The organism is Microbacterium sp. Mcb102 (genome assembly GCF_024519805.1).
Lineage (GTDB): Bacteria > Actinomycetota > Actinomycetes > Actinomycetales > Microbacteriaceae > Microbacterium.
Map to the genome: position 1 here is coordinate 373998 of NZ_JALJRG010000002.1, position 21948 is coordinate 395945.

General features: G+C 67.7%; 16 protein-coding genes. 4 read left to right on the plus strand and 12 right to left on the minus strand.

Translation table 11 applies throughout. The features are described 5' to 3' along the window. The first annotated feature begins 35 nt into the window (after window positions 1-35). Window positions 36-1235, plus strand: a complete 1200-nt coding sequence (locus tag OC372_RS08120; RefSeq protein ID WP_262001454.1) for an LCP family protein — start codon at window positions 36-38, stop codon at window positions 1233-1235. A 124-nt stretch (window positions 1236-1359) separates the two neighbouring features. Beyond that, on the plus strand, window positions 1360-1662 hold the full coding sequence (locus OC372_RS08125; RefSeq protein ID WP_262001455.1) for a hypothetical protein: 303 nt from the start codon (window positions 1360-1362) through the stop codon (window positions 1660-1662). A gap of 44 nt (window positions 1663-1706) precedes the next feature. Here the strand turns inward: OC372_RS08125 and OC372_RS08130 are convergent, their stop codons facing one another. Genes OC372_RS08130 through OC372_RS08145 form a run of 4 tightly spaced genes read right to left on the minus strand, consistent with a single transcriptional unit; the run spans window position 1707 to window position 7422 of the window. Further along, on the minus strand, window positions 1707-4316 hold the full coding sequence (locus tag OC372_RS08130) for an alpha-L-rhamnosidase (RefSeq protein WP_262001456.1): 2610 nt from the start codon (window positions 4314-4316) through the stop codon (window positions 1707-1709). Then, complete coding sequence (locus OC372_RS08135; protein ID WP_262001457.1) at window positions 4313-5173, minus strand: carbohydrate ABC transporter permease; 861 nt, start codon at window positions 5171-5173, stop codon at window positions 4313-4315. Before OC372_RS08135 ends, OC372_RS08130 begins: the two co-directional genes overlap by 4 nt. Beyond that, a complete protein-coding gene (locus OC372_RS08140; RefSeq protein WP_215070205.1) occupies window positions 5170-6063 on the minus strand; it encodes a carbohydrate ABC transporter permease in 894 nt (297 codons plus the stop codon). The genes OC372_RS08135 and OC372_RS08140 overlap by 4 nt, the downstream gene beginning before the upstream one ends. Before the next feature lie 60 nt (window positions 6064-6123). Beyond that, window positions 6124-7422, minus strand: coding sequence for an ABC transporter substrate-binding protein (locus tag OC372_RS08145; RefSeq protein WP_167634614.1), 1299 nt, complete (start codon window positions 7420-7422; stop codon window positions 6124-6126). Window positions 7423-7539: 117 nt separating this feature from the next. On the opposite strand from OC372_RS08145, the gene OC372_RS08150 reads away from it, so the two are divergent. Further along, complete coding sequence (locus tag OC372_RS08150) at window positions 7540-8571, plus strand: LacI family DNA-binding transcriptional regulator (protein ID WP_262001458.1); 1032 nt, start codon at window positions 7540-7542, stop codon at window positions 8569-8571. A gap of 34 nt (window positions 8572-8605) precedes the next feature. On the opposite strand, the gene OC372_RS08155 is transcribed toward OC372_RS08150, so the two are convergent. The 7 genes from OC372_RS08155 to OC372_RS08185 all read right to left on the minus strand — a co-directional run bounded on the left by OC372_RS08155 (window position 8606) and on the right by OC372_RS08185 (window position 18349). Beyond that, entirely contained in the window at window positions 8606-9109 is a 504-nt protein-coding gene (locus OC372_RS08155) for a hypothetical protein (protein ID WP_262001459.1), read from the minus strand. A 106-nt stretch (window positions 9110-9215) separates the two neighbouring features. Next, complete coding sequence (locus OC372_RS08160; protein WP_262001460.1) at window positions 9216-13334, minus strand: PQQ-dependent sugar dehydrogenase; 4119 nt, start codon at window positions 13332-13334, stop codon at window positions 9216-9218. 264 nt (window positions 13335-13598) lie between these two features. After that, complete coding sequence (locus tag OC372_RS08165; protein ID WP_029262176.1) at window positions 13599-14351, minus strand: ABC transporter ATP-binding protein; 753 nt, start codon at window positions 14349-14351, stop codon at window positions 13599-13601. Further along, window positions 14341-15102 (minus strand): ABC transporter ATP-binding protein, encoded by a 762-nt coding sequence (locus tag OC372_RS08170; RefSeq protein ID WP_262001461.1) that lies wholly within the window; start codon window positions 15100-15102, stop codon window positions 14341-14343. Before OC372_RS08170 ends, OC372_RS08165 begins: the two co-directional genes overlap by 11 nt. Further along, window positions 15099-16190: a branched-chain amino acid ABC transporter permease gene (locus OC372_RS08175; protein ID WP_258134128.1), complete on the minus strand. Its 1092-nt coding sequence runs from the start codon at window positions 16188-16190 to the stop codon at window positions 15099-15101. The genes OC372_RS08170 and OC372_RS08175 overlap by 4 nt, the downstream gene beginning before the upstream one ends. 28 nt (window positions 16191-16218) lie before the next feature. Beyond that, entirely contained in the window at window positions 16219-17103 is an 885-nt protein-coding gene (locus OC372_RS08180; protein ID WP_029262173.1) for a branched-chain amino acid ABC transporter permease, read from the minus strand. Between the two features lie 10 nt (window positions 17104-17113). After that, window positions 17114-18349 carry an amino acid ABC transporter substrate-binding protein gene (locus OC372_RS08185; protein ID WP_262001462.1) on the minus strand — a complete coding sequence of 412 codons (1236 nt, stop codon included), beginning with the start codon at window positions 18347-18349 and terminating at the stop codon, window positions 17114-17116. 128 nt (window positions 18350-18477) lie between these two features. Here OC372_RS08185 and OC372_RS08190 point away from each other — a divergent pair, with 128 nt between their 5' ends. Further along, on the plus strand, window positions 18478-19491 hold the full coding sequence (locus OC372_RS08190; protein WP_262001463.1) for a LacI family DNA-binding transcriptional regulator: 1014 nt from the start codon (window positions 18478-18480) through the stop codon (window positions 19489-19491). Window positions 19492-19574: 83 nt separating this feature from the next. Here the strand turns inward: OC372_RS08190 and OC372_RS08195 are convergent, their stop codons facing one another. Next, complete coding sequence (locus OC372_RS08195; RefSeq protein ID WP_262001464.1) at window positions 19575-21938, minus strand: arylsulfatase; 2364 nt, start codon at window positions 21936-21938, stop codon at window positions 19575-19577. Window positions 21939-21948 lie beyond the last annotated feature (10 nt).

The following is a 21948-nucleotide window of genomic DNA, read 5'->3' on the forward strand; positions in this document are numbered from 1 at the left end:
ACGATGGCTGCTCGCCCATGTCGAGAGGTCTTCCCATGAGTCTCCCCCCTCCCCTTTCTCCGAGCCGACGACGCCGGAGACGCCTGCGGCGCTTCCTCACACTGACTGCGGTCGGGATCCTGATCATCGCCGGCGGCACGGTCGCGATCGCGGCGATCCGGCTGTCCCAGAACGTGACCACGGTCGAGCTGCAGCCGGTACGCGACAGCGAGGAGCCTCCCGCCGTGGCCGACTTCGACGGGGAGTTCGACGTGCTGCTCGTCGGATCGGACGGCCGCGCCGGGCAGGGCGTCCAGTACGGGGAGGGCGGCGATGTCGAAGGCAGCCGGAACGACGTCACCCTCCTGCTGCACGTGAACGAGGCGCACGACGCCGCCACCGTCATCTCCTTCCCGCGCGATCTGCTCGTCGACATCCCCGCGTGCACCGATCCCGAGACGGGTAGCACCTGGAACGCGGGCTGGCGGGTGCAGTTCAACGAATCGCTCGCCCGCGGCGGACTGGGCTGCGTCACCTCCACCGTCACCGCGGTGACCGGCATCGACCTCGCCTACGCGGCGGAGATCAGCTTCACCGGCGTCATCGAGGCCTCGAACGCCGTCGGCGGCGTCCCCATCTGCTTCGCCGGACCCATCCACGATCGGCACTCCGGGCTGGAGATCCCCGCCGCGGGGACGTACGACCTGAGCGGCGAGCAGGCCCTGGCGCTCCTGCGCTCCCGCTACGGCGTCGGCGACGGCAGCGACCTCGCCCGCATCTCCACCCAGCAGGTCTTACTATCCTCTCTCGTGCGCACGCTGCGCGACCAGTCGACCCTCACCGATCCGGTGAAGCTCTACAGCATCGCCGATGCGGCGACGCGGAACATGACGCTTTCGACGCAGCTGGCCGACCTGGGCACGCTGACCTCGATGGCGAAAGTGTTCAGCGAGCTCCCCCTCGAGAACATCGCGTTCGTGTCGTACCCGCACCTGCCCGCGGGCGACCGTGTGGTCCCCGACGAGGCCGCCGCGGCCACCCTGCTGGAGCGGGTGCGCGCCGGTGACACCGTGTCGATCGGCGCCGACCGCACCGGCCGCGGCAGCGAACTGTCCGGAGACACAGACCCGCCGAGCTCCGAACCCGACGACGGTGCGACCGAGGAGGAACCACCGGCCGACGCAGACCCACTCCCCGAGAACCTCGATGGACAGAGCGCGGCGCAGGACACCTGCGTGCGCCCCTACGGCGGCTAGCAGTCAGCGGGCGCGGGGCGGCGCGCCGAGCGGCACCCGCGCGTTGAGCGCGACCAGCGCGATGGCTCCCCCAGCGGCGATCGTCGCTCCACGCGACGCGTGACGTCCTTGATACGTTCGAGGCATGAACGTGTTCGGTGTGCTCCTCTCCCTGGCCGGCTCGATCCTCTTCCTGACCGCCCTGGCGATGACGCTGCGTGCGAATGCGACGAGCACGGTGCCGTTCTGGCGCAACCCGGCCGAGACCCCCGTCGGCTCGGTCGCGATGCGTTCGATCGGCGCGGGTCTCCTGGTCTTCGGAGCCGTGATGCTCACCGCTGAGGGCTGGCGGTGGCCGGTGCTGATCGTGCTCGTCGTTCCGGGGATCGCCTTCGTGGCGCTCGCCCTGCACAACCGGCGCATCGCGGCCACCACGGGCGGCGACTGAGCGCGCTCAGGACGGCGTAGGCCGCGTCGCCTCGACGTGGCCGGTCACGCGGCGACCGTGTCGATCGCCGCGACGACGGTCTCGAACCGTCCACCCGATACGACGTACTGCTCGTCGAGACCCGGCACGCGGATCGTGCCCTCGACACCGGCGGGGACGGAGAGCGAGTACCGGATCCCTTCGGCCACACGCTCCCATAACCCTTCGATGAGGCCGTAGGGCGAGTCGAATGCCACCCGGGCATGTTCGAGATCACCTCCGGGCTGCGGTGCCCACTCGATGCGACGGTATCCGGGTGCCGCCGGCGAGAGGCCGCCGATGACCCGGTGCATCCAGTCCGCGACGCTTCCGAGAGCGAAGTGGTTGAAGCTGGTCATCTCGCCGGGATTGATCGATCCGTCCGGGAGCATCGAGTCCCAGCGCTCCCAGATCGTCGTCCCGCCCATGCGCACGGTGTACAGCCACGACGGGCACTCGGTCTCGAGGATCAGGTCGTAGGCCGTGTCGACGTGTCCCGTGGACGTGAGCGCATCGCTGATGACCGGGGTCCCTGCGAAGCCCGTCGCGATGCGGTTGCCGGCCTCGCGCACGAGTGTCGCGAGCCGGCGGCCCGCGACGGCCTCCTCATCCACGCTGAGCAGACCGAATCGGATCGCGAGCGCGTAGGCCGTCTGCGCGTCGGACGTGAGCGTCCCGTCCCCGCGCACGTATTCGGCGCGGAAGGCATCGCGCGCCTCCTCGGCGATCCGCGCGTAGCGGTCGGCGTCGGCCGCGAGGCCGAGGAGCCTGGCGCTGTCAGCCAGACGCCGCGTCGAGAAGGCGAAGTACGCGGAGGCGACCAGGTACCTGTCGGTGCGCGCGTCGGCCGGATCGTGCGGCGGTGCCGCCGGGTCGAGCCAGTCACCGAGCTGATGACCGTCGCGCCAGAGCCGTGACGGTCCGGACTGGTCGATCATCCGCTCGACCCACTTCCGGCCGCTGTCGTACTGGCGGCGCAGCACCTCGAGGTCGCCGAACCGCTCGTGGAGCGTCCACGGCGTGAGCACCGAGACGTCTCCCCACACGGCCCCCGTCCGGATCGGGTTCCACGTGGGGCCGCCGGGAATCACCGGGACGAACCACGGGATGGTGCCGTCGGGCAGCTGCTCCAAGGCGACGTCGGTGAGCCAGTTCTCGAGGAAGCCGGCCGAGTCGTAGAGGAAGGATGCCGTGGGCGCGAAGACCTGCACATCGCCCGTCCAGCCGAGGCGCTCGTCGCGCTGCGGGCAGTCGGTCGGGATGCTGAGGAAGTTGCCGCGCATGCCCCACCGCACGTTCTCGTGCAGGCGGTTCAGATCGGGGTTCGACGTCTCCAACCAGCCGGTGCGGCGCATGTCGCTGTGGATGACGCGGGCGACCACGTCTCCCTCCCCGATCTCGTCGAGACCGGTGACCGTCGCGTACCGGAAGCCGTGGAAGGTGAACTTCGGCTCCCAGAAGCGCGGTTCTCCCCCGTCGAGCGTGATCAGATCCTGGGCGTCGGCCAGGCGCAGCGGCCGGATACCGAGCTCGCCGTGCTCCAGCACCTCGGCATGGCGCAGCGCGATCACGTGCCCGGCCGGCCCCTGCACCCGGACGCGCAGCCGCCCGACGAGGTTCTGGCCGAAATCGAGCAGGTGGGTGGTGTCGTCGACCCGGGTGACAGTGACGGGCGCGAGCTCCTCGGTGCAGCGGACCGGCGGGAGTGCCGGGGCGACAAGCGTCGCCGGGTCGCGATGTCCGACACGCACGGGGCTCCATCCGTCGTCACCGGCTCCGGGGCGCGACCACCCGGGCTGCTCCTCGCGGGCATCGTGCTTCTCGCCGTCGTACAGTCCGGACACCAGGACCGGGCTCGGCGCGGCCGACCAGCTCTCGTCGGTCGCGACGACCGTCGTGGTCCCGTCGTCGTGCGTGACCTCCAGCTGGGCGATGAGGGCCTGGTCCGTGCCGTAGAGATCGCGGTAACCACCGTTGAAGCCGAGGCGGCCTCGGTACCAGCCGTCGCCGAGCCAGGCGCCGACGGTGTTCTCGCCCTCGACGAGCTCGTCGGTGACGTCGAAGGTCCAGTACACGAGACGCTCGTCGTACTTCGTCCACCCCGGTGAGAACTCGTGGTCGCCGATGCGCACACCGTTGATCTCCGCCTCGTAGAGCCCGTGCGCCGTGACGTACAGGCGTGCCCGGGAGACCGGGCGGTCGAGACGGAAGGTGCGCCGCACGAGGGCCGGACGACGGTCGGTGTCGGGCGTCTCGGGCCACGGCGCGCCGACGGGAGCGGCGACCCAGTCGGCGGCATCCATCAGCCCCGCCTCGGCGGTCGTCTGGTCGCTCCAGGCGGACCAGCGCTGATCCTCGCCACGGACACGCACGCGCACGCGCACCTGCTCGCGGGAGGACAGCGGCTCGAACGGCCACGCCACGAGCACCTGGTCGGGAGTGCTGCCGGAGGCGATGACCGTGCCGTCCGCGCGCTCGCACTCGAGCTGCCATCCGTACTGGGTCCAGCCCTCCGGGGCTTCGGTCTTCCAGGAGAGTCGCGGCGTGCGAGCCCCCATCCCGAGGGTGTCGTCGATGTGCTCGAACCGGGGAGCGGAGACCTTCACGAACGTCCTTTCAGAGGTGGGCGCGCTCATCCCTTGACCGCTCCGGCCGTCAGGCCCTTCTGGATGCGCTGGTTGAGCACCAGGTAGATGATCAGGAGGGCGAACACGTTGATGCTGATGGCGGCGAACAGCGGACCGTACTGGGTCGTGCCGAACTGGCCGTTGAAGTTGAGCAGCCCGACCTGCAGGGTGCGCAGGTCGCCGGAGTTGGCGAAGGTCAGCGCGATGAGCAGGTCGTTCCAGAAGAAGAAGAACTGCACGAGACCGACCGTGAAGAGCCCGTTCTTCATCATCGGCAGCGCAATGGAGAAGAACTGCCGGTAGATGCTGGCGCCGTCGAGCGTCGCCGCCTCGAACACCTCACGCGGGATCGCCCGGAAGTACGTCGCCATCAGGAAGACCGTCAGCGGCAGGCCGGTGGCCGTGTACGTGATGATCAGCGGCCACAGCGAGCCGGTGAGCCCGAGTTGGAAGTAGGTGCTGAACAGCGGGAGCAGGATCATCTGCGTCGGCACCATGATGCCGGCGAGGAAGATGATGAGCACCCCGTTGCGGCCCTTCCATACGAGAACCTCGAGCGCGAACGCCGCCGCGGTGCCCAGGAGCAGCATGAGGAAGAGCGACGGCAGCACCGTGATGGCGCTGTTGAAGAGGGACTGGCCGAGACCGGCCGTGTCCCAGGCGACGATGTAGTTGTCGAAGTTCCACTGCTCGGGCAGCGCCCAGGTGGGTGACTCCAGGAACTCCCGCTGGCTCTTGAACGAGCCCAGCAGCAGCCAGATCAGCGGGTAGCCGACGACGACCAGGAGCACGGCGACGAGCAGCCAGATGGGTGTGCGGCGGAGCATCCTCGTCGCACGGCGGGATACGGGTGTCGACGCGCTCATGCCACGCCTCCCTTCTTCGCCGTGCGGGCATTGGCACGGAAGATGAACACGGTCACGACGAGGCAGATGATGGTGAGCAGCATCGCGATGGTCGAGCCGTAGCCGTAGTTGCCGTAGGTGAAGGCGTTGTCGAACATGGAGATCGTGAGCGGGCTGGTCGAGGTGCCCGGGCCACCGTTGGTGAGCGCGAGCACGCTGTCGAACACCTTCAGGGTCCCGTTGACCGAGAAGATCAGCGACGAGATCAGCACCGGGGCGGAGAGCGGCAGCACCACGTGGCGGACGAGTTTCCATCCGCTGGCGCCGTCGAGGCGGGCCGACTCCAGCACGTCCTCGGGGATGTCGATCAGGCCGGCGTAGAGGAGCACGCCGTAGAAGCCCATGGAGCGCCAGATGTCCATGATCGCGATGACGATGAACGCGCTCGCGCCGTCACCGAACCAGTCGACGGGCACCCCGCCGAGGCCCGACAGCATCGAGTTGACGACGCCCTCTGTCGGCGCGATCGAGAACAGCTGCTGGAAGAGCAGCGCGACGGCGACCGTCGGCATGACGACGGGGAAGAACACCAGGGTCCGGACGAGGCCGGAGGCGCGCTTGAGCGCGAAGACGTAGAGGAGCGAGAGCAGGTACCCGAGCAGGACCTGCCCGATGGTCACGACGGCGGCGTATTTCAGGGTGAACAGCAGGGCGGCGTGCACCTCGGAGTCGCCGATCAGCCGGACGAAGTTGTCGAGGCCGACGAACTCGAAGCCGACGATGGCGTTGCCCTCGAACAGCGTGTAGCCCAGCGACCAGAACACGGGGATGAGCATCACCACCGAGTAGATGAGCAAGGCGGGGCCTAGAAGGATGGCGATCGCCTTGCGGTCGCCCAGCACGTTCTGCATTCGTTCTCCTGAAGGATGAGGGGGCGGCGTGCGGGGACGCCGCCCCCTCTCGTTTTCTCGCTAGTCGAGGTCCGCCTGGATCATCGACATGAACTCCTCGGCGGAGACACTGCCGGTGATCAGCGGTGCAGCGTTGCGCTGGCTCGTCGTCGTGGCCTCCGCAGAGAACAGCGCCTCGAACCAGAGGACGGTCGTCTCGGTGTCGGCGACCTGCTCCTGGATGAGCTGCGTGAGCGGCGGCACATCGGTGACTTCGGTGTTCAGCGCGAAGCCGGACACGCGGTTCTCCTGCTCGAGCGCCACGGAGCCGTAGTTCTCGGTGATGCAGGACAGCCACGCCTCGGTGTCGTCGTTCACGGCCTTGGCGTTCATCGTGATGGGAAGGCCCACGTTGGCGGCGAGCTGCGAACGGTCGCCCGCACCGCCCTCGACGCCCGGGAACGGCATGAAGCCGACGTTCTCGGCGCCGATCTGGTTCACCTCGGGGTCGTTCGCCTGGCTCAGGAACCACGAGCCCATGTAGAACATCGCGGCGGAGCCGTTGAGGAACTGGTTCTCGCTGGTGGCCATGTCGATGGAGCCGACGCCCTTGCCGAAGTAGCCCTCGGCGCCGAGGTCGGCGATCGCCTGCGCGGCGGCCACGTACTCGGGGTCGGTGAGCTTCGCCTCGCCGTCGGCGACCTTCTGCAGTGCGTCCGGACCGAGGTCGCGGAAGAGGTAGCCGGAGATGAGGCGGGTGATCGGCCAGCCCTGCTCACCACTCGCGGAGAACGGCTGGATGCCGGCGGCCTCGAGCTTCGCGGCGGCGGCGGTGAGCTCGTCGAAGGTCTGCGGCTCGTCGATGCCCTGCTCGGCGAAGATCGCCTTGTTGTACCAGATGCCCTCGACGTTGTATTCGAAGGGCAGCACACGGAAGCCGCCGTAGAGGTTCTCGATGGTCGAGATCGCCGCGGGCTCGATGTTGTCGATCACGTCGAGGTCGGTGAGGATCTCCTCGAAGTCGGCGACGTTGCCCGAATCGGCGAGAGTCTTGGTCAGTGCAGGGGCGTTGCCCGCGCTGAAGAGCACCGGCAGGTCGCCCTGGCCGGCCTTGAGCTGCAGCTGCTGGTCGAGGTTCGACTGCGGCACCGTCTCGACATCGAGCGGCAGGGTGTCGGCCTCGGCGGAGCACGCCTTACCGGCGAGCGTCTCCAGGATGGCGGGTACTTCGGTGTTCTCGACGTTCACGAACAGGGACAGCGAGTCCGTGCCCGCCGTCGATCCCCCGCCGCCCCCGCATGCGGTGAGTGCGAGGGCCGATGCTCCGGCGATGGCGGTGATCGCACCGCGTCTCCAGAGCCGTGCTGTGGTCAGCTTCATGATTTCCTCCTTGAAACGGGCGAGCCGCATTGATCACACACTTGAAGCGCTTCAGATAGTACGCTTGAAGCGCTCCAAGATGCAAATGGCAATTCGTGACGAACGGACGACGAACACATGAACACCTCCCCCGACGCGAGTCGGCCCCGCCCGGTGATGGCTGACGTCGCCCGGCACGCGGGTGTCGCCCTCGGCACGGTGTCGAACGTGCTGAACAATCCGCAGATCGTCGCCCAGGAGACGCGCGAGCGGGTACTGAACGCCATCGACGAACTCGGGTTCGTGCGCAACAACGCCGCGCGCTCCCTCGTCACCGGGCGAGCGGACACCGTGGGTTTCGTCGTCGTCGATGTCGGCAACTCGTTCTTCGTCGACATGGCGCGCGGGGTCGAGGAAGAGCTCGACGCGCACAACATCCGCCTCCTCCTCGCCAACAGCGACGTGAACCTCGCGAAGCAGGACTCGTACATCAGCGTGTTCGAGGAGGCGAAGGTGGCGGGCATCCTCCTCGCCCCTCTCGACGCACCGCTCGATGCCGCTCGTGCCGCCCGCCACCGCGGCATGCCCGTCGTGCACGTGAACTGGCCGGGAGACGACGACGCCTGCGGCGTGGTCGTCGACGAGGAGCTCGGCGGCTACCTCGCGACCAGGCACCTGCTCGACCAGGGTCTACGACGTCTGGCCTTCGCCGGAGGCCCGTTCTCGCTCTCCGCGATCGCCCAGCGTCACATCGGAGCGCAGCGGGCGGTGGCCGAGGTCGCCGACGCCCATCTCGAGACGATCGAGACGCACAGCATCACCGTGCGCGGCGGCTATGCGCTCGGCGAGATGCTCAGCTCGCGCCCCGTCGGCGAGCGCCCCGAAGGGCTCGTCGCTGCCGCCGACGCCCTCGCCGCGGGAGCGATCCAGACCATGCAGCTGGCCGGCATGCATGTCCCCTCGGACATCGCGGTGGTCGGCTACGACAACAACCATTTCGCGCAGGACAGCTCGATCCCGATCACCAGCGTCGGCCAGCCGGGACACGAGATGGGGCGCACCGCCGCCCAGGTGCTCTACGAGGAGATCTCCGACCCCGCCGACCACACGCACCGCACGATCACGATGACGCCCACGCTCTTCGCCCGCGCGAGCTCGGCCGTCGTCTGACGCCGGCGGGAGCACTGCGCACCGGACGCACGGATCAGCTCGTGAACGTCCCGGTGTACTGCAGGTTCCCCCGGAACTCCACGGCGACCGTGTCCGGGGCGACCGAGATCGTGTACGGACTCCCCGGCGGGAACGGACCCGTGATCTCCACGTTGCCGATGTCGCCCGACTCCGCTCCGGCGGCCAGCTCGTTCCGGTTCATCAAGGTGACGACGTTGCGCTCTCGGAAGGCGGTCCAGTTGGGCGAGGTGTTCAGCAGCGCGTCTTCGATGCCGTCGATCTCCGGCAGGAAGATGGTGATCCGGAGAGAATTGATCGGATACGCGATCGTCGACGTCGCGCCGTTGTAGTTCGTGCCCGACAGATAGATCCCGGCGTTCTCATAGGCGTTGCCGATGAGGAAGAGCGTCCCGCCGTCTTGCTCCGATGCGGCGGCGAGCGGCGTCGCAGCCGCGACGGCGACGAGCGGGACTCCCCACGCGGCGCCGCGGAGAACGCCCCGTCGACTCACGCCCTGCGGTTCAGCGGATTCGTGCATGTTTCCCCCCGGAACGAACGATCACTTTCGAGTTTATGTGGCCGACACGCAGCGCGGCCTCGGGAACGATGATCCGCCCCCGAGGCCGCGCCGTCCGAGATCGCGACTACCCGCCGGCGCCGGTCAGCGTGAACGGCACGGTCGTGGCATTGCCCGCCACGTCGTACACGACCAGCGTGTTCGCCCCGACCTTGGCGCCGAACGCTTCCGGCTTCACGAAGTTGAGGTCGGACCAGACGTTGTCGGTCAGATCCTTCGCCACTCCGTTGACCGTCAGCCGATCGACCTTGCCGCCGTCGTTGAGCTTGTACGACACCAGGCTGTAGGAGCCGTTGGCGCCCACGGTGTACTGGCCACCCTCCTTGACCGTCACGGCGGGAGCCGTGACGTCGAGCGTGAACTTCAGGGTGGTGGCGTTGCCCGCCACGTCGTACACGACCAGCGTGTTCGCGCCGGCCACGGCGCCGAACACTCCCGGCTTCACGTGGTTCAGGTCGGACCAGACGTTGTCGGTCAGATCCTTCTCGACGCCGTTGAGGGTCAGCCGATCGATCTTCCCCTCGTCGTGGAGCTTGAACGACACCTGGCTGTAGACGCCGTCGCGACCGACCGTGAACTCCGCGCCGCTCTTGACGGTCGCCGCGGGAGCCGTGGTGTCCGTCGCCGCCGCCGTGACCGAGAGGTCGCGGAGACGCCCGAAGTTGTCGAACGAGCCGAAGCCCACCCGACCCTCGGGGAACGTCTTGTCGTTCGCGGTCATCAGCGGGGCGTCGAGTCCGTCGACGTAGACGGCGATGTCGCCGCTGTCCACGCAGCGGACCACGCGCACGTCGTGCCACTCCTCGTCGGTGACCGCCGGCGGAGCACCGACCGCGCCGTCCCACTGGTCGTCGATCCGCTCACGGTCGGCCTTGTTCACCTTGAAGATGCCGTTGTGCGGGTAGATCGAGTTGTCCTGCGAGAGGTGCGCGTAGTAGTACTCCGTGTCCGACTTCCAGCCGAAGACGATGATCACGTCGCGGTTGTTCACGGAGGCCTTCTCGTCGATCCGCACCTGGCCGGTGAGGTCGAACGATCCGAGCTCCGGTCCTTCGGTGAGGACGGCGTACTCGAACGGTCGGCGGATGCCGTCGTTCGGGTTGGTGCCCGCCTCGGTGAGCACGACCTCGTCGCCGGGGAAGTCCCACTTGGCCGGTGTCCGCGGCGCCCAGTCGCCCTCCGCCATCACGTCGGTGATGACCTCGCCGTCGGGCGTGCAGGTGGGCGGCGTCGGCGGTTCGACCGGGGGCACCGCGTACAGCGCGTACTGTGCGGCGACCTGTTCGGCCGTCGGCACGGTGTCGAGCAGCATGATGTCGTCCATCCGCCCGTTGAACGGGTTGGCTTCGCGCGTGTTCTGCGGGAAGCTGCCGCCGATCTTGATGCCGGCCGGTGCGGTGTCGGACGTGGATCCCTCACCCCACGGGTTGGCCGCGGTGTACTTCCCCGCCAGCTCCTCGCCGTTCATGAACAGCTTCATCTCGCCCGCCGCGAAGTCGAAGGTCGCCGCGAGATGCACCCACTGCCCCTTCTTGAGGATCTCGTTCCACGGCAGGTCGGCCGCGAACGTCCAGGAGCCGGCACCGTCGACACGACGCCCGAGCGCCACGAGCTTGAGCTCGCCGTCGACCGTGATGACCTCGAGCAGCGCCCGCACCGCGTGTCCGTCGGAGGTGCCGGTGAGCACGCCCGCGAGACCGATCGCGTTGTACACGTCGTCCGGGTTCGCGGTGCCCGAGTTCAGTGCCGGGTGATCGCCGGTCGGCTTGAACCAGCCCATGACGGAGGCCTTGTCCGTACCGGCGAACGCGTCCAGCGACTCGACCCCGTTCGCGTCGTAGATGCCCGCCTTCCAGTCGTCGTTCGACGCGGTCCGCGGACTCATCTGCTGGGTCTGCAGCGCCTCGCCCGCACCGGGGTAGGCCCGGTCGGCGACCCGCATCTCGACCCCGCCGTTGATCAGCGAGATGTCGGTGCCGGAACGACCTTGGTCGACCTCGATCGTCGGCTTCGCCGCATCCGGGTGGTCGAAGTCGTGGTGCGTGACGAGGTTCGGCGCGAGCGCCGGGAGGACGAACGGGTTGGTCGACTCATCGACCGAGCGCGCCCCCGTGACCTTCCAGATCTTGCCGTTCGCCTTGGAGACGAGGTACAGCTCGCCGTCGGCGTCGGAGCCGAACCGCAGGTCGACGCGCTTGTCGCCGACCAGCTCCTGGAACGTGGTCTCCTCGCCGTCGGCGAAGACCCGCAGCTCCTCGATGGTGGCGAGGTCGTCGATGTCGCCGTCGTTGCGCACCATCTCCTCGGCATCGGTGGACAGCACCCAACCGCGCACCAGATCGGTGAAGAGGTAGCGGCCCTGGAGTTCGGGGATGTCGCCGCGGTAGACGAATCCGCCGTTCACGGCCACTCCCGCATCGCCGGTCTGACCGGGGTCGCGGTTATGGTCGTAGGCGGCCACCGGATAGGTGAAGCCGTTCTCCGCGTCGTCCTTCGGCAGCGGGAAGATCTGCCGGTTCTCGGCCAGGAACGAGCCCTCACGCACCGACCAGCCGAAGTTGTCTCCCGGCTCGACGGCGTAGACCGACTCGACCTGCCACTCGCCGATGTGCGCGAGGTACATGGTGTGGTCGCCCTCGGTGTCCCAGCTGATGCGGTGCGGGTCGCGCATGCCGACGGCGTAGATCTCCGGCAGCGCATCCGCGTCATCGACGAACGGGTTGTCGGCCGGAACGCCGTACTCGCCGTTCTCACTGTCGTCACCGGTGGGGTTCACGCGCAGGATCTTGCCCTGGGGCGTCGCCAGGTCCTGCGGGTTGCCGTTGCCGACGCCGTTGCCGCCGTCGCCGACGAGGATGTAGAGGTTGCCGTAGTCGGCATCGCCCTCCGACACCGTGGGGTTGAACGCGATCTGCTGCACGGTGTGCACGCGGCCCGCGAACGGGATGCGCATGACCTCGCGGTGCGTGCCGGCGAAGGTCGCCGCCGACGGGTCATCGGCCTTCCACTCGGTGATCACGCTGTGGAACGCGGTGGTACCGAAGGCCGGGAAGTCCGGGGTGTCTTCGGTCAGCGCCGTGCCGCCCTCGGTGTGCACGGTGTAGAACAGCCCGTTCTCGGCGAAGTCCGGGTGGAACTCGGCCGATCCGAGACCCGTGCCGAGCCCCGCGCTGTTGTGGAAGTTGTCGATGAACTCGTTCCGGACGTTGAGGTACGGCACGTACTCGCCCGACTCCTTGTCGACCAGATAGAGGATGTCGTTGTTGTCGGGGACCATCAGCCGGCCGGAATCGTCCGGTACCTCGTCGAGGTGCGTGATGCGGTTGTGCCGCACCAGACGCTGGTCCTGCGTGGCCGGGGTCGTCTGTGACTTCGGCAGCTGTGCGAGCTCGGTCACCTCGATGCCGAGGTCGGCCAGCGCGGGGTCGGGGAGCGGGTTGAGCAACGGCTCGTTCGCCGTGCCGCCCGGTGCGCAGTCGCCGGGGTTGCCGGTGGCGATCGCGAGGTTCTCCCCCGTGTTGTCGACGGCGACGTCGTCGAGCAGGAGCCGTCCCGTGCTGGTGGCGCCGTTCTTCCAGAAGAACCGGTCGAGCGCGCCGTTCACCGCCTGGCGGAAGCCGAACTGCTGTTCGGTGCCCTCCGGGAGACGGGTCTGCTCCTCGTACGCGCCGCCCTGGCTGTACACGGTGACCTTGTCGGTCGCGTTGTCGGCGACGATCCACACGCACTGCCAGGCGTCCTTCGACCACACGCCCGCGGGCTTGAAGGCGCCGCCGTCGCGCACGCGCAGCACGTCGTCGTTCTGGTTGTTCACGTAGGCGCGGCTGTTCACGTAGTCGTTCGGCGCATCCACATCGGTGAGGCCGAACGAGGTGTCGACGCTGCCGGTGCGCAGGAAGCGGAAGAACAGCGTGCCGGTGTCACCCTCGGCGATGGCCGGGATCGCGCGATACGACTGCTGCCCGCCACCCACGGACTCGACGACCTGGTTGTTGCCGTTGAGCGGGTCGGCGATCACACGCGGAGCCGCAGACGACGTCCATCCGTCCTGCCCGTTCAGCGCGACGCGCTCATACGCCTCGAAGTCGACCAGCTCGGTGAAGGTTTCCGCCGCGGCAGCGGGGGTCGCGGTGAGCAGGGCTCCGACGACGGCCGCCGCGGCGACCAGCGCACCCGTTCGCCGCACCCCGAAGGATCGAGGAGGAGGTGCTGCCGATCGAGTGCTCGAACTCGCGGGTCGCATGGATCTTTCGTGCATCAGAAACCTCTCAACGTCGTCGTCGTGTGGTGTCGTGCCGATGGGTCGTGCCGCCTTCTCCGGGGCGGCACTGCAGCGGAGAAGGCGTGGAACGGTACTGCGGCTCGGGGGCGGAAACGCTTTCGCAAGCGCTTTCGTCGGATGGACGAGAAAGGCGGGAGGAGGCAGTCGCTGCCTCCTCCCGCCGGAGGTTCATCCCGCGTCGGGGACGGTGGGCTTGCCGCCGAGATACAGCGCGGCGAGGGTCGGATCCGCGAGGAGCTCGGATGCCGGACCCGAGATGTGCACCCGGCCGAGGTCGAGCACACACCCGATATCAGCGGTCTCGAGCGCCCGTCGCGCGTTCTGCTCGACGAGCAGCACGGCGGTGCCCGCATCGCGCATGCGCACGATCTGCTCGAACACCTTCTCGGTCGTCTTGGGGTCGAGGCCCATCGACGGCTCGTCGAGAAGAACGACCTTCGGGCTCACCATGAGCGACCGCGCGAATTCGACCTGCTTCTGCTGACCGCCCGAGAGCAGGCCGGCGAGCTGCTTCCACCGCTCCCCCACGATGGGGAAGAGGTTCTGCACGAAATCGACGCGCTCCTGGATGACCTTCTGATCCTTGAGGGTGAAGGCCCCGAGCATCACGTTCTCGCCGACCGTCATCTCCCGGAACACGCTGTGCCCCTGCAGGACGTGCGCGAGCCCGTGGCGCAGCATCGACTGCGGTCCCTCGCCGGTGATGTCGCGACCATCGACGCGGATGCTGCCCGAGCGGGGCTTGAGCATGCCGGATGCCACCTTGAGCACGGTCGACTTGCCGGCGCCGTTGGGCCCGACGAGACAGACGACCGATCCGGGCGGCACCTCGACGGTGAGCCCACGGAGCACGAGCGCCGCCCGGCCGTAGCCGGCCTCGATGTCGCGCAGCTCGAGCAGGTTCTTCGCTTCAGACTCCAAGGTAGGCCTCCAGGACTCGCGGGTCTTGCTGGATGATCTCAGGCGTTCCCTCGGCGATCTGGCGCCCGCGGTCGAACACCACGACGTGGTCGCACAGGCTCATGACCATCTCCATGTTGTGCTCGACGATGATGAACGTCTTGCCCTCTTCGTTGAGCTCGCGCACCAGGGTGGCGATGCGTCCGATGAGGGCGGGGTTCACCCCACCGGCCGGCTCGTCGAGCATGATCGTGTCGGGTTCGCCCATGAGCACGCCCGCCAGCTCCAGCAGTTTCTGCTGGCCGTAGCTGAGATTGCGTGCCTCGGCATGCTCGAGGTGATCGATGCCGACGCGCCGCAGCCAGCCGCGCGCCCGCTCCAACTCCTCCGGATCGTGCGCCGAGCGCAGCTGCTGGCGGATGCTCGTGCTACGCACCGCCACGAGCAGGTTCTCCATCACGGTCATGCGAGGGAAGACCCGGCACAGCTGGAAGCTGCGGCCGATGCCGGCACGGGCGATGCGGTCGGGCGACTTGCGGGTGATCGCCTGCCCCCGGTACCGCACCTCGCCCGAGTCGGGCTTGATCATGCCGGTCACGCAGTTGAAGAAGGTGGTCTTACCCGAGCCGTTCGGCCCGATCAGACCGTTGACCTTGCCCTCCTGGAAGGTGACCGTCGCACCGTCGACGGCGGTGACGCCGCCGAAGGACTTGGTCATCTCGACCGTGCTCAGGCTCTCCAGCGTCGTGGGCTGTGCCGTGGGGGCGTTCATGACGACGTCTCCTTCGTCGAGGCATCCGCTGTTCGGGCCGACGCATCCGCCGCCCGCTTCTCGTTCTGCTCGAGCAGCTGGCCGGCGGTCAACTCGCGGATCGATGCCGCGTTCGACGACCGCGTGAACAGTCCCTTCACGGCGGGGATGATGCCGTCGGGCATGAAGAGCACGACGATGCCGAGCAGGATGCCGGTGGCGATGAGGTGGAACTGCGTGTCGCCGAACTCGAGCTTGAAATACTCGAGCGCGAGACCGACGACGACGGCGCCGAGCAGCGGACCGAAGAGGTTGCGCACCCCGCCGAGCAGCGCCATCAGCACCATGTACGAGCCGATGAGGATCGAGAACTGGAAGATGGGATCCAGGTCTCCGAACCACAGCGCGTAGAGTCCGCCGCCCAGCGACACGAAGAGTGCCGACAGCACGTAGGCGATCAGCTTGTACCGCGTGGTGGGCACGCCGAGGGCCTGCGCTTTGTCTTCATCCTCGCGGACCGACTTGAGCGCGGTGCCGAACTTGGACCGGTCGATGATCCACCAGACCACCAGTGCGAAGGCCAGGAGGCCGGCGAACAGGTAGTAGAAGATGCGGTGGTGCTCGGGCCGCAGCACGTCGAACGGACGCGGGACGTTGAGTCCCTCGGAGCCACCGGTGACCTCGCGCCAGCTCTGGAACACCAGCAGCATGATCAGCACGAAGGCGATCGACACGATCACGAACGAGGCTCCGCGCACCCGGAGGGCGGCGATGCCGATCGGGATCGCGATGATCGAGACGAGCACGGCCGCGAGGATCCAGGCGACGAAGCCGGGCAGCGCCAGGTACTTGATGAGGAGGCCGGTGCCGTAGGCGCCGAGCCCGAAGTAGGCGGCGTGTCCGAGGGAGATGTAGCCCGTGAACCCGCCCATGAAGTTCCACCCCGTCGACAGCACGGCGTAGTTGAGGATGACGACGCCCGCCGACAGGATGTACGGGTTCGGGGCGATGGTCGGGAAGGAGAGGACGAGGGCTGCGCCCACGACGAGGAGGACGATCCGCACCCACTTCGACGACGAGCGCCGCACGGGGGCGGGAGGAGCGATCACAACCGTCTCGGTGGGGATCGGCTCTCTGCTAGAAACGCTGGGCAAGACGACCTCCGAAGAATCCTTGCGGACGGAACATGAGCGTGGCGAACAGGGCGACGTAGAACACCGTCTGTGCCCAGGTCGGCCCCAGCGGGAGCTGGAGCAGGCTCTGTGCGACGCCGAGGACGAGAGCCGCGATGGCGGCACCCGGGATGCTGCCGAGTCCGCCGACGACGATGATCGCCATGAGCGGTCCGATCCAGTGCCAGTGCAGCGACGGGTAGATCGTGGCGTCGAGCGAGAGCGCGGTGCCGCCGATCGCCGCCGTGGCGAGCCCGAGTCCGAACCCGTAGCCGGCGACCCGGTCGGTGTTGATGCCGACCAGTCGCGCGGCCTCGGGGTGCTGGATCGTCGCCCGCAGCGCCTGCCCGAACTTCGTGTACTTCAGCAGCACGAACAGGAGCGCGAGGGCCACCGCCGCCAGCCCGAAGGCGATGAGCTTGACCACCGGCACCTGCGCGCCGAAGAAGTCGAGGCTCGCACTCGCATACGGCAGGGGGATGCGGCGCTGGGTGCCGGTGAAGAAGAACCCGAGCGCCCCCTCGATGATCAGTGCCACGGCGAAGGTGAGCAGCACCGACATCATGGTCAGGGTCAGGGGCTTGAGCCTCGAGACGAGCAGTCGCTGCATCACGACCCCCGTCAGGAAGAACAGGGGCACCGTGACGACGAGCGACACGAGGGGGTCGATGCCGGTCTCCCGGTTGAACCACCACGCGAGGTACGCGGCCAGGATGAGGAAGGCGGAGTGCGCGATCATGACGACGCGCATGATTCCGAAGTACAGCGTGAGCCCGGCCGCCAGGAGGGCGTAGAGCCCTCCCAGCAGGATGCCGAGGATCAGGCTTTGCAGCAGCAGTGCTCCACTCACGATGTGCGGATCACCACGTCGGCTTCGGGAAGAGGAAGTCGGCTTCCTTGACGTCGTCCGGGAGGACGATCAGGATCTCGCCGTCGATCCACTGCTGGATGAGGTGCGCGCCGGTGGGCTTGCCCGTCTCGTCCCAGCTGAGCTCGCCGACGACGGTCTCCACGGAGTTGTCGCGCAGCCAGTCGATGAGCTCCTGCTGGCATTCACCCTGCTCGGCGCAGCCCGCGGCCTCGACCGCAGCGGCGACGACCTGACCGGTCGTGTAGGCGTTGGCCTCGTCCTCGGACGGCGGGTTGCCGTGCATCTCGGTGTACTTCTCGACGAACTCGATGTTGCTGGGGAACTGCGACTTCGGCGAGTAGCCGGTGGGGGCGAGGATGCCCTCGGTCGCACCGCCGATCGCAGCGGCGAACTCGGGGTTCGTCGGTGCGGTCGAGAACGCCGCGAGCTCCGGCTGATAGTTCAGCTGCTGCAGCGCGATGATCAGGTTGACGGCATCCTGATACTGCGTGCCGCCGATCACCATGTCGGCATCCGACTGCGCGATCTTGGCCGCGATGGTGGAGAAGTCGGTCGTGTTCGGCGGGTAGACCTCGTTCACGACGACCTCGACCCCGCCCTCTTCGAGCTTGTCCCTGAGGCCGTAGGCGGTGCCCTGCGCGAAGGGGTCGTCCATCGCGGCGACGGCGACCGTCTCGGGCCGCTCCTCCTCGGGAAGCGCGAGCAGGTAGTCCGCGAGGTTGTTGTAGTGGTCGTTCGCGATCGCGGGGGCCGCGTAGAAGAGGTTGTCGAAGCCCTGCTCGAAGACCTCCTCCGCCGCACCGGCCGGCTCGACGAAGAGCATGCCGTATTCCTGGGCGACGCGCGCCGAGGGAACGACGAGTCGCGTGGAGAACGGGCCGAACACGAGGTCGACGCCGTCCTGTGCGATCAGCGACTCGTAGTCCGAGACCACGCGGTCGGCGTTGGACTGGTCGTCGAGGATCTTGAGCTCGACCTGGCGTCCGAGGAGGCCGCCGTTCTCGTTGACGATGTCGCGCCAGGCCTCGTAGCCTCGCTCGACGCCCTTGCCGGGTTCGGAGAAGTCGCCGGTGAGCGGCAGAGAGATGCCGATGACGATCGGATCGTCGGATCCACCCCCCTCCGCCTGATCGCCGGGGGCCGAGCAGGCCGAAACCGTGAGCGCGGCGATCGACAGCGTTCCGATCGCTGCCGCGATCCGTCGACCGTGTCTGGGTGCAGTCATCCGAGTCTCCTACGTCATCGTAGCGAAAGCGCTTTCGTAAGCGCTTCCGCCACTATAGTGGGACCGAAGAACGAAGAGCAACCTACCTCGCAATCAGCGTTGATCTTGCTCCACAAGGGGGAGGTTTCGTGAAGCGTGAAGGCGCGCCACGACTCATCGATGTGGCCGAAACCGCAGGGGTCTCCCTGGCGAGCGCGTCGCGGGCGATGACCGGAGGCTCCGGCATCTCTCCCGAAGTGGCGGCGCACGTGCGCGTCATCGCGAAGCAGCTCGGTTACGAACCCAACATGCATGCGCGAGGACTCGCCGGCGGGCTCGTGCCGACGATCGGCCTCGTGGTGCACGAGATCGGCGACCCCTACTTCTCCGACATCGCCAGCGGCGTGATCCGCAGTGCGACGCTCGAGAACCGGTCCGTGCAGATCGCCCAGGCCGACCGCACCCCCGACAGCGAGCTCGCACAGGTGAAGTCGCTGCTGCGCCAGCGCGTCGGCTCGATCATCATCGCCGGTTCCGGATACGCCGATCCCGGACGCGAGCAGGGCATGACCGAGGCGCTGCTGGACTTCACCCTGTCCGGAGGCCGTGCCGCGGTCATCGGCCGCCACCACCTTCCGGTCGACGCGGTGCTGCCCGACAACCACCGGGCGGGCATCTCGGTCGGACGCCACCTCGCCGAGCTGGGGCACCGCCGGATCGGCGTCGTCGCCGGCCCGCTCGACCTCAACACGGTCGCCGACCGCATCGCCGGGCTCCGCGAGGGCACGAGCGATCCGGACCTGGAGCTCGTCGTGGTCTCCCACGAGTTCACCCGCGAGGGCGGCATCGCCGGGGCCCGCGAACTGCTCGACCGCGACGTCACCGCCATCGTCGGCCTCAACGACGCCATGGCCATCGGCATCCTCAGCGAACTGCGACAGCACGGCATCCGTGTGCCGGAAGAGATGTCGGTCGTCGGCTTCGACGACATCTCCGTCGCCCCGGATGTCGCGCCCGCCCTCACCACCGCGCGCATCCCGATGTTCGAGATGGGACAGCACGCCGTCTCGCTCATCCTCCGCCCGGCGAGCGACGAGGCGCGGACGATCGAGACCGCGCACGAGCTCATCATCCGTCAGTCGTCCGGCCCGCCTCGCGGCTGAGCAACCGAGGGGACGCGAAGCTCCGCAGGACGGCAGAACGCCCCGCCCTCCTGCGTGGAGGGCGGGGCGTTCGTCGCGTACTCCTACTGCCGCATCATCGCCTGGGTGACGTGGTGCTGCGCGTGATGGTCGTCGTGGTCGGGGTGCAGATCCGGCTGCGAATCGAAATCGACGCGAATGATCTTCCCGGTGAACTCGGCAATGGGACCGTAGTCCTCCGAGACGGGTGACCCCTTGTCCCATCCGATGTCGAACGTCTCGTCCATGGAGTATCCGACCGTGCACGTTCGCGGGATCTCGCCGTCGGCGACCGCGGCTCCGTCGACGGTGATCCGTCCGACGCCCCCGGCACCGAGCGGTTCCGGCCCCGTCTTCTCGAAGACGTAGTCGATGGTGTGACGCCCGGGGCTGAGCTTCTCGGTCCCGCGGATGTAGGTCAGCTCCGGCCCGGGGAAGTTGTAGCAGAACGTCGGGACGCCGTCGTTCAAGTACAGGCTCCATCCGGACGAGTCGCCGCCCATCGCCGCGATAGGACCGGTCGCACCGCCGTCGGGAACCTCGATGACGGCGCTCATCGACCAGGACCGGCTGAGCGTCGGCGGGGCCTCGAACGGCTGGATGCGCACGGCACCCTCGTACCAGGTCGTCTTCGGGTTGACGGCGTACAGCGCCTCCCGATCGAGCGCGCGCGCCTGGAACCGGTCATCGAGAGGCAGCACCTGGTACTTGCCCGCTTCTGCCCACCACAGCGACACGAGATCGATGCACTTGCGCACATCGGGATCGTCGAGATTGCTCGCGTCTTTGCCTTCCATGAGGTTGTGGGCCTCGGCCGGATCCTCGGCGACGTGGTACAGCTCCCACTTGTCCTCATCGAACGACCATGCGGCGGCGTTCTCCCACGGTTTGCGTCCGTGATAAGTGACCACCTTCCAGCCATCGTGGTACAGGCCCCTGTTTCCGAGCATCTCGAAGTACTGGGTCACGTGCGTCGACGGGGCGTCGGGTTCGGCCTCGAAGGTGTACTGCATCGACTCGCCCTCGATCTCCGCCTGCTGCACGGAGTTGACGAAGCGCGGCGCTTCGACGCCGACCGCATCGAGGATGGTCGGCACGATGTCGGTGACGTGGTGATACTGATGGCGCAGCTCACCGGCGGCGCTGATCCCGGCCGGCCAGTGGACCACCATCGGGTTGCGCACACCGCCCCAGTGCGTGTACTGCTTGCACAGCTTGAACGGCGTGTTCCCCGCGAACGCCCACCCGACCGGATAGTGGTTGTACGACCCGGGCTGACCCAGCTGATCCATGCGCTCCACGTTCCGCTCGACCGTCTCGGGCGGCTCTCCGGCGAAGATCGTCACGGACTGCTCGTTGAACAGACCGTTCAGGGTGCCTTCACCGGAAGAGCCGTTGTCGCCGACGAACACGAAGAGGAGGGTGTTCTCCAGCTGCTCGGTCTCTTCGAGGAAGTCGATCAATCGGCCGATCTGCTCGTCCGTGTGTTCCATGTAGCCGGCGTAGACCTCGGCCATGCGGGCGAAAAGACGCTTCTCGTCTGCCGAGAGGGTGTCCCACTCGGGCACGCCCTCGAGCATCGGCGACAGTTCCGCCGACTCCGGGACGATGCCCATCGCCTTCTGCCTTGCGAGTGTCTCCTCGCGGTAGGTGTCCCAGCCCGAATCGAACTTGCCCTTGTACCGGTCCGCCCATTCCGGCCAGATGTGGTGCGGCGCGTGCATCGCGCCGAAAGCCAGGTAGGTCAACCACGGCTTGTCCGGTGACAGCGACTTGTGCTGGGCGATCCAGCTCATCGCCCGCTCCGTCAGATCCTCGGAAAGGTGGTATCCCTCCTCCGGGAGCCGCGGCTGGTCGATCGCCTCCCTGTCGAGGAAGAGCTTCGGATACCACTGGTCGGAATCGCCGCCCAGGAAACCGTAGAACCGGTCGAACCCGAACACGGGGCCGGTCGGCCAGCGATCGTAGGGCCCGGAGATCCCGGTCTCCTCGGACGGCGTGTTGTGCCACTTGCCGATGCAGAAGCTCGTGTATCCGTGATCGTGGAGCATCGCCGCGATCCCGGCTTTGTTCTGCGGCTGGCGGGCGTTGTAGCCCGGGAACCCGCTCGCGAGTTCGGGGATGTTCGCCATTCCCACCGAGTGATGGTTGCGACCGGTGAGCAGACACGAGCGGGTCGGTGAGCACAGCGCCGTCGTGGTGAACGAGGTGTAGCGCAGGCCGCCGTCGGCGAGCCGAGAGATGTTCGGGGTGTGGATCAGACCACCGAAGGCATCGATCCATCCGAATCCGATGTCGTCGATGACGATGTACAGGACGTTCGGTGCGCCTTCCGGCGCTGTCGGCGGCATCGGAAATGCCGGTTCGGATTCCTCATACGTGCGACCGATACGGCCTGGGAACCGCTCGCCCTCGTGATATGTCTTCATCAGGTCCCTC

Coding starts and splice junctions, on each gene's coding strand:
- OC372_RS08155 (WP_262001459.1), bottom strand. CDS start 9,109: ATGCACGAATCCGCTGAACCGCAGGGCGTGAGTCGACGGGGCGTTCTC.
- OC372_RS08185 (WP_262001462.1), bottom strand. CDS start 18,349: ATGACTGCACCCAGACACGGTCGACGGATCGCGGCAGCGATCGGAACG.
- OC372_RS08135 (WP_262001457.1), bottom strand. CDS start 5,173: ATGAGCGCGTCGACACCCGTATCCCGCCGTGCGACGAGGATGCTCCGC.
- OC372_RS08130 (WP_262001456.1), bottom strand. CDS start 4,316: ATGAGCGCGCCCACCTCTGAAAGGACGTTCGTGAAGGTCTCCGCTCCC.
- OC372_RS08150 (WP_262001458.1), top strand. CDS start 7,540: ATGAACACCTCCCCCGACGCGAGTCGGCCCCGCCCGGTGATGGCTGAC.
- OC372_RS08120 (WP_262001454.1), top strand. CDS start 36: ATGAGTCTCCCCCCTCCCCTTTCTCCGAGCCGACGACGCCGGAGACGC.
- OC372_RS08140 (WP_215070205.1), bottom strand. CDS start 6,063: ATGCAGAACGTGCTGGGCGACCGCAAGGCGATCGCCATCCTTCTAGGC.
- OC372_RS08170 (WP_262001461.1), bottom strand. CDS start 15,102: ATGAACGCCCCCACGGCACAGCCCACGACGCTGGAGAGCCTGAGCACG.
- OC372_RS08145 (WP_167634614.1), bottom strand. CDS start 7,422: ATGAAGCTGACCACAGCACGGCTCTGGAGACGCGGTGCGATCACCGCC.
- OC372_RS08125 (WP_262001455.1), top strand. CDS start 1,360: ATGAACGTGTTCGGTGTGCTCCTCTCCCTGGCCGGCTCGATCCTCTTC.
- OC372_RS08195 (WP_262001464.1), bottom strand. CDS start 21,938: ATGAAGACATATCACGAGGGCGAGCGGTTCCCAGGCCGTATCGGTCGC.